We start from the raw sequence: 8,505 nt of genomic DNA on the forward strand, positions 1-8,505 counted from the left end.
CAGCCTCACAGTCACCTGATCGTGGCCGCGGGGGCGGACGGGGAAGGGCCCCCAGGTCTGGCGACCTGGGGGCCCTTCCGTCACTGCGTGGCGATCACTGCCGCCAGTCGTACTCCTCGAGTCGCACGGCCTCGCCGGTGCCCTGACCGAAGACGTCCGGGCTGTAGTACTGCCCGTCGTCGTAGCCGGCCATGGTGTAGACGGCGGCCCGCGCCTCCTCGGTCGGCTCGACCGTGATGTTCCGGTAGCGGCTGATGCCCGTACCCGCCGGGATCAACTTTCCGATGATCACGTTCTCCTTCAGCCCGAGCAGGCTGTCGCTCTTGCCCTGGATCGCGGCGTCGGTGAGCACCTTGGTCGTCTCCTGGAAGGAGGCGGCCGACAGCCACGACTCGGTCGCGAGCGAGGCCTTGGTGATGCCCATGAGCACCGGACGGGCCGAGGCCGGCTCGCCGCCCTCGGCGACGACGCGGCGGTTCTCGGTCTCGAACAGCGTCCGCTCGACCAGCGCACCCGGCAGGAACTCCGTGGCGCCCGAGTCGATGATCGTCACCCGCTTCAGCATCTGGCGGATGATCACCTCGATGTGCTTGTCGTGGATCGACACGCCCTGGCTGCGGTAGACCTCCTGGACCTCCCGGACCAGGTGCAGCTGCACCTCGCGGGGGCCCATGATCCGCAGCACCTCGTGCGGGTCCACAGCACCCTCGGTGAGCTGCTCGCCGACCTCGACGTGGGCGCCGTCCTCGACCCGCAGCCGCGCGCGGCGCGACAGCTTGTCGTAGACGACCTCGTCGGAGCCGTCGTCCGGGGTGATGGTGAGCTTCCGGAACTGCTCGCCGTCCTCGATCCGGACGGTGCCGGCGAGCTCGGCGATCGGGGCCTTGCCCTTGGGGACACGGGCCTCGAAGAGCTCGACCACACGCGGCAGACCGTGCGTGATGTCGGCACCGGCCACACCGCCGGTGTGGAAGGTGCGCATCGTCAGCTGCGTGCCGGGCTCACCGATGGACTGGGCGGCGATGATGCCGACGGCCTCGCCGACGTCCACCAGCTTGCCCGAGGCCAGCGACCGGCCGTAGCAGGTCGCGCAGGTGCCGAGCAGCGACTCGCAGGTCAGGACGCAGCGGACCTTGACCTCCGAGATCCCGGCGTCCACCAGGGTCTGGATGAGCACGTCACCCAGGTCGGCATTCGCCGGGGCGATGACGGTCCCGTCCTCGGCCACCACGTCGGCGGACAGGGCGCGGGCGTAGACGCTGGTCTCCACGTGCGGGTCACGGGTGACCACGCCGTCGGTGACGGTGCCGATCGGCATGACGACGCCACGGTCGGTGCCGCAGTCCTCCTCGCGGATGATGACGTCCTGCGAGACGTCCACCAGACGACGGGTGAGGTACCCGGAGTCGGCGGTACGCAGGGCGGTGTCCGCGAGACCCTTGCGGGCGCCGTGCGTGGAGATGAAGTACTCCAGCACGGTCAGACCCTCCCGGAAGTTGGCCTTGATCGGCCGCGGGATGATCTCGCCCTTCGGGTTGGCCACCAGACCACGCATGCCGGCGATCTGGCTGATCTGCATCATGTTGCCTCGGGCACCCGAGTTGACCATGACCCAGACCGGGTTGGTGGTCGGGAAGTTGTCCACCATCGCCTGGCTGACCTCGGCGCGGGCGCGGGTCCAGATCTCGATCAGCTCGCCACGGCGCTCCGCATCGGTGATGACGCCGCGCTCGTACTGCTTCTCGATCTTCTCGGCCTCGGCCTCGTGCCGGTCCATGATCTCCGCCTTGGCCGGCGGGGTGACCACGTCGTCGATGGCGATGGTGACGCCCGAGCGGGTCGCCCACCGGAAGCCGGCCGCCTTGAGGGCGTCCAGCGTCGCCGCCACCTGCACCTTGGGGTAGCGCTCGGCGAGGTCGTTGACGATCGCCCCGAGCTCCTTCTTCGGCACCTGGTAGTTGACGAAGCGGTAGTCCTCGGGCAGGGCCTCGTTGAACAGCACCCGGCCCAGGCTGGTCCGGATGATCGCCGGCTGACCGGGGGTCCAGTCCTCGGGCTGCTCCCACGGCTCGTTCGCCGGGCCGTTCTCGACGCCGAACACCTCGTCGACCCGGATGTAGGCCCGCTCCTGCAGACCCAGCGCACCCATGTCGTAGGCCATGATCGCCTCGGCGGTCGAGCCGAAGGCCGCCGGCTGCCCGCCGTCGGCCTCGTGCCGGCTCGGCACCAGGGTCGTCAGGTGGTACAGGCCCAGCACCATGTCCTGGGTCGGCGCGGTGATCGGGCGACCGTCGGCCGGCGACAGGATGTTGTTGCTCGACAGCATGAGGATGCGCGCCTCGGCCTGGGCCTCGGCCGACAGCGGCAGGTGCACCGCCATCTGGTCACCGTCGAAGTCCGCGTTGAACGCGGTGCAGACGAGCGGGTGGATCTGGATGGCCTTGCCCTCGACGAGCTGCGGCTCGAAGGCCTGGATGCCCAGGCGGTGCAGCGTCGGTGCGCGGTTGAGCAGCACCGGGTGCTCGGTGATGACCTCTTCCAGCACGTCCCACACGACCGGGCGGGCACGCTCGACCATGCGCTTCGCGGACTTGATGTTCTGCGCGTGGTTGAGGTCGACCAGCCGCTTCATGACGAACGGCTTGAAGAGCTCCAGCGCCATCTGCTTGGGCAGACCGCACTGGTGCAGCTTCAGCTGCGGGCCGACGACGATGACCGAACGGCCGGAGTAGTCGACGCGCTTGCCGAGCAGGTTCTGGCGGAACCGGCCCTGCTTGCCCTTGAGCAGGTCGCTCAGGGACTTCAGCGGGCGGTTGCCCGGGCCGGTGACCGGCCGGCCGCGGCGGCCGTTGTCGAACAGCGCGTCCACGGACTCCTGGAGCATCCGCTTCTCGTTGTTCACGATGATCTCGGGCGCGCCGAGGTCGAGCAGACGCTTCAGCCGGTTGTTCCGGTTGATCACGCGGCGGTACAGGTCGTTCATGTCGCTGGTGGCGAAGCGGCCACCGTCGAGCTGCACCATCGGGCGCAGGTCCGGCGGGATGACCGGGACGCAGTCCAGCACCATGCCCATGGGCGAGTTGCGGGTCTGCTGGAAGGCCGCGACGACCTTGAGCCGCTTGAGGGCACGCAGCTTGCGCTGGCCCTTGCCGCTGCGGATGGTCTCGCGCAGCGAGGCCGCCTCGGCGTCGAGGTCGAAGCCGGCGAGCAGCTTCTGCAGCGCCGCGGCGCCCATGCCGCCCTCGAAGTACTCCCCGAAGCGGTCGCGCAGCTCGCGGTAGAGCGACTCGTCGGCGATCAGCTGCTTGACCTCGAGCTTGCGGAAGGTGTCGATGACCTCGTCGAGGCGGTCGATCTCCCGCTGCGCGCGGTCGCGGAGCTGACGCATCTCGCGCTCGCCGCCCTCGCGCACCTTGCGGCGCACGTCGGACTTGGCGCCCTCCGCCTCGAGCTCGGCCAGGTCGGCCTCGAGCTTCTGCTGGCGGGCCTCGACGTCGGCGTCGCGCCGGCCCTCGAGGTTGGACTTCTCGGCGCTGATCTCGGCCTCGATGGTCGGGAGGTCGCGGTGGCGCGCCTCGTCGTCGACCGAGGTGATCATGTAGGCCGCGAAGTAGATAATCTTCTCGAGGTCCTTGGGCGCCAGGTCGAGCAGGTAGCCCAGGCGGGACGGGACGCCCTTGAAGAACCAGATGTGGGTGACCGGCGCGGCCAGCTCGATGTGGCCCATCCGCTCGCGACGCACCTTGGCGCGGGTGACCTCGACGCCGCAGCGCTCGCAGATGATGCCCTTGAAGCGGACGCGCTTGTACTTGCCGCAGTAGCACTCCCAGTCCCGGGTGGGACCGAAGATCTTCTCGCAGAAGAGGCCATCCTTCTCCGGACGCAGGGTCCGGTAGTTGATGGTCTCGGGCTTCTTCACCTCACCGTGCGACCACTGGCGGATGTCGTCGCCGGTGGCCAGGCCGATGCGCAACTCGTCGAAGAAGTTGACGTCGAGCAAAGTGGTGACCCCTTTCCGGGGCTCGTTACGGAACTGCTGATCAAGAGGTGGTGGCCGGCCGGCCCCGATCACTCAGGGCCGGCCGACGGGCACGCTTAAACGTCCTCGACGCTGGAGGGCTCGCGGCGGGACAGGTCGATGCCCAGCTCCTCCGCGGCCCGGAAGACCTCGTCGTCGGTGTCGCGCAGCTCGATCGCGTTGCCGTCGCTGGAGAGGACCTCCACGTTCAGGCAGAGCGACTGCAGCTCCTTGAGCAACACCTTGAACGACTCCGGGATGCCCGGCTCGGGGATGTTCTCGCCCTTGACGATGGCCTCGTACACCTTGACCCGGCCGAGGATGTCGTCGGACTTGATGGTGAGCAGCTCCTGCAGCGCGTAGGCCGCGCCGTAGGCCTGCATCGCCCAGCACTCCATCTCGCCGAACCGCTGACCACCGAACTGCGCCTTACCACCCAGCGGCTGCTGCGTGATCATCGAGTACGGGCCGGTCGAGCGGGCGTGGATCTTGTCGTCGACCAGGTGCAGCAGCTTCAGGATGTAGACGTAGCCCACGGCGATCGGCTCGGGGAAGGGCTCCCCGGACCGGCCGTCGAGCAGCCGGGCCTTGCCGGTCCCGTTCACCAGGCGCTGGCCGTCCCGGTTGGGGATCGTCGAGCCGAGCAGCCCTGTGACCTCCGGCTCCGTGGCGCCGTCGAACACCGGCGTCGCCGCTCGCGTGTTCGGCCCCGCGGACCGGGCGGACTCGGGCAGGCCGGCGGCCCACTCGGGGTTGCCCTCGACCTGCCAGCCCTGCTTGGCGACCCACCCGAGGTGGGTCTCCATGACCTGGCCGACGTTCATGCGGCCGGGCACGCCGAGCGGGTTGAGGACGATGTCGACCGGGGTGCCGTCCTCGAGGAACGGCATGTCCTCCTGCGGCAGGATCTTCGAGATGACGCCCTTGTTGCCGTGGCGTCCGGCGAGCTTGTCGCCGTCGGAGATCTTGCGCATCTGGGCGACGTAGACCCGGATCAGCTCGTTGACGCCGGCGGGCAGCTCGTCGCCGTCCTCGCGCGAGAACACGCGGACGCCGATGACCTTGCCGGACTCACCGTGCTTGACCTTCAGCGACGTGTCGCGGACCTCGCGGGCCTTCTCGCCGAAGATCGCGCGCAGCAGCCGCTCCTCGGGGGTCAGCTCGGTCTCGCCCTTGGGCGCGACCTTGCCGACGAGGATGTCGCCGGGGACGACCTCGGCACCGATGCGGATGATGCCGCGCTCGTCGAGGTCGGCGAGGACCTCCTCGGAGACGTTCGGGATGTCGCGGGTGATCTCCTCGGCGCCGAGCTTGGTGTCGCGGGCGTCGACCTCGAACTCCTCGATGTGGATCGAGGACAGGACGTCGTCCTGCACGAGGCGCTGCGACAGGATGATCGCGTCCTCGTAGTTGTGGCCCTCCCACGGCATGAAGGCGACGAGCAGGTTCTTGCCCAGCGCCATCTCGCCCTGGTCGGTGCACGGCCCGTCGGCGATGACCTGGCCGGCCTCGACCCGCGCGCCCTCGTCGACGATCGGGGTCTGGTTGATCGAGGTGCCCTGGTTCGAGCGGCGGAACTTCAGCAGCCGGTAGGTCTGCCGGGTGCCGTCGTCGGCCATGACGGTGATGTAGTCGGCGGTGGAGTCCTCGACCACACCGGCCTTCTCCGCGATGACGACGTCGCCGGCGTCGACGGCGGCGCGCAGCTCCATGCCGGTGCCCACGAGCGGGGCCTCGGAGCGGAGCAGCGGCACAGCCTGGCGCTGCATGTTCGCGCCCATGAGCGCGCGGTTGGCGTCGTCGTGCTCCAGGAACGGGATCATCGCCGTCGCGACCGAGGTCATCTGCCGCGGCGAGACGTCCATGTAGTCGACGTTCTCCGGTGCGACGTAGTCGACCTCGCCACCCTTGGTGCGGACCAGCACGCGGTCCTCGGTGAGCCGGTTGTTCTCGTCGAGGACGGAGTTGGCCTGGGCGACGACGAAGCGGTCCTCCTCGTCGGCGGTCAGGTAGTCGATCTGCTCGGTGACCTGGCCGTGCTCGACCTTGCGGTACGGCGTCTCGATGAAGCCGAACGCGTTGACCCGGCCGAACGAGGACAGCGAGCCGATCAGGCCGATGTTCGGGCCTTCCGGCGTCTCGATCGGGCACATCCGGCCGTAGTGGCTCGGGTGGACGTCCCGGACCTCCATGCCGGCGCGCTCGCGCGACAGACCACCCGGGCCCAGCGCCGAGAGGCGGCGCTTGTGGGTCAGGCCCGCGAGCGGGTTGGTCTGGTCCATGAACTGCGAGAGCTGGCTGGTGCCGAAGAACTCCTTGATGGAGGCGACGACAGGCCGGATGTTGATCAGGGTCTGCGGCGTGATCGCCTCGACGTCCTGGGTGGTCATCCGCTCGCGGACCACGCGCTCCATGCGGGAGAGGCCGACCCGGATCTGGTTCTGGATCAGCTCGCCGACGGTGCGCAGGCGACGGTTGCCGAAGTGGTCGATGTCGTCGACGCCGTGGTCGGGCTCGCCGGCGTGGAGGCGCACGACGTACTCGATGGTGGCGACGATGTCGTCCTCGGTCAGCGTGCTGGTGCCCTGCGGCACGTCGACGCCGAGCTTCTTGTTGACCTTGTACCGGCCCACCTTGGCCAGGTCGTAGCGCTTGGCGTTGAAGAACAGGTTCTCCAGCAGCGCCTGCGCCGACTCGCGCGTCGGCGGCTCGCCCGGGCGCAGCTTGCGGTAGATGTCGAGCAGGGCCTCGTCCTGGCCGGCGATGTGGTCCTTCTCGAGGGTGGCCAGCACCGTGGGCGACCACTGGAAGTGCTCGCGGATGCGGTCCTCGGTCCAGCCGAGCGCCTTGAGCAGCACGGTGACCGGCTGGCGGCGCTTGCGGTCGATCCGGACACCGACGGTGTCGCGCTTGTCGACGTCGAACTCCAGCCACGCACCGCGGCTGGGGATCACCTTGGCGCTGAAGACGTCCTTGTCCGACGTCTTGTCCAGGGACTTGTCGAAGTAGACGCCGGGGCTGCGGACCAGCTGGGACACGACGACGCGCTCGGTCCCGTTGATGACGAAGGTGCCCCGGCTCGTCATGATCGGGAAGTCACCCATGAACACCGTCTGCGACTTGATCTCGCCGGTGGTGTTGTTCATGAACTCGGCGGTGACGAACAGCGGCGCCGCGTACGTCATGTCCTTGTCCTTGCACTCCTCGAGCGACGCCTTGACGTCCTCGAAGCGCGGGTTGGAGAAGGACAGCGACATCGAGCCGCTGAAGTCCTCGATCGGCGAGATCTCCTCGAGGATCTCGGCCAGACCGCCGACTGCGGTCTCCTGCTCCTCGGGCGAGAGGGTGGCCCGCCACTCGGGGCTGCCGATCAGCCAGTCGAACGAGGCCGTCTGCAGCGCCAGCAGGTCGGGGACCGCGAGCGGCTCGGAGATCTTCGCGAACGAGACCCGGAGGGGGGCGTTGGGAATCTTCTGCTGGTCGGCCTCACCGGTGCGGGGGCCGGTCTGAGTGTTCTTTACGGTGGTACTGGTGGGGCGAGAGCCTGCCAAGATGCGTCCTTCCAAGGACCTCACGACGTGCGGGCGGTGGGTGCGGGTCGTCCTGGGTCGTCGTCGGTAGTGGCGACGCTGTCCGCGACGGCCGGGTACGCCCGGATCGACGTCGACGGAGGGTGGATCCGGTAGCTTCCCGGGCACCCCTCGCGACCCGTGTCAGCGGGCAGGCAGTCGGAGGGCAGCGCAACAGGAGACCTTACCCCTGCTGTTGCGCGCTGTCCACGTCAGGGGTACCGGTGCGACCGGCACCACACGGTGTCGCGGCGCGGCCCGCGGAGGGGGCCGGCAGGGGCGGTGCGGATCCATGATGCCAGCGGCTCGCCTCCGGCGACACCGCCACGCCGATGTCCGTTCAGGCGGTGCTCAGGATGATCGCGTCGCTCAGCTTCCACTCGCCGTCGACCTCGACGACGGTGACCCGCAACGTGTAGATGCACATCGACGTGCCCTCCGCCGCTCGGCACTCCGAACCCTCCGGGGCGGCCTGCGTGCCGGAGGTCGCCGACTCGACGACCAGCTGGCCGAAGACGACGAGGGTGGCGGTGTCCTGCGCCTCGTTGACCTGCTGCAGGCCGACGTCGAGGACTTCGTAGCGACCCGTGGCCGACGCCTGCTCGTACTGGTCGATGATCTCGCCCTGCCACGTCTGCTCCTGCTGCTCGCGCAGCTCGCCGGTCGTGACGTCCAGCTTCCGCTGGATGCTGCCCTCGGAGTCCTCGTAGTCGTAGGCGTAGAGGGCCTCGACCCCGGTGCGAGCGGCGGCGAAGATCTCGGGGTTCACCGTGGTCGGGTTGAGCCGCTGCCACAGGAGCAGCCCCGCGCCGGCGGCGGTCAGCAGGCAGAGCAGGGCCAGCGCCAGGGCGAGCACCGGCACGCCTCGCCGGGTGCGCGCCTCGGCCGGCGGGCCGGCGTCGCGCGGGGTCCGCGGCC

Annotated in this window: 3 protein-coding genes; all 3 read right to left on the reverse strand. The window is 69.2% G+C overall.

The features are described from left to right. Window positions 1-94: 94 nt before the first annotated feature. Window positions 95-4,000 carry a DNA-directed RNA polymerase subunit beta' gene (locus A6V29_RS16205; protein WP_137161257.1) on the reverse strand — a complete coding sequence of 1,302 codons (3,906 nt, stop codon included), beginning with the start codon at window positions 3,998-4,000 and terminating at the stop codon, window positions 95-97. A gap of 95 nt (window positions 4,001-4,095) precedes the next feature. Then, the gene (rpoB, locus tag A6V29_RS16210; protein WP_212719499.1) at window positions 4,096-7,569 is read right to left on the reverse strand and encodes a DNA-directed RNA polymerase subunit beta; all 3,474 of its coding nucleotides are present in this window, start codon (window positions 7,567-7,569) and stop codon (window positions 4,096-4,098) included. A 358-nt stretch (window positions 7,570-7,927) separates the two neighbouring features. Further along, on the reverse strand, window positions 7,928-8,505 hold a 578-nt coding region (locus A6V29_RS21050), incomplete at its 5' end, for an Rv1363c family protein (protein WP_170977911.1).

The sequence above is a fragment of the Blastococcus sp. CCUG 61487 genome, assembly GCF_005222955.1.
Lineage (GTDB): Bacteria > Actinomycetota > Actinomycetes > Mycobacteriales > Geodermatophilaceae > Blastococcus.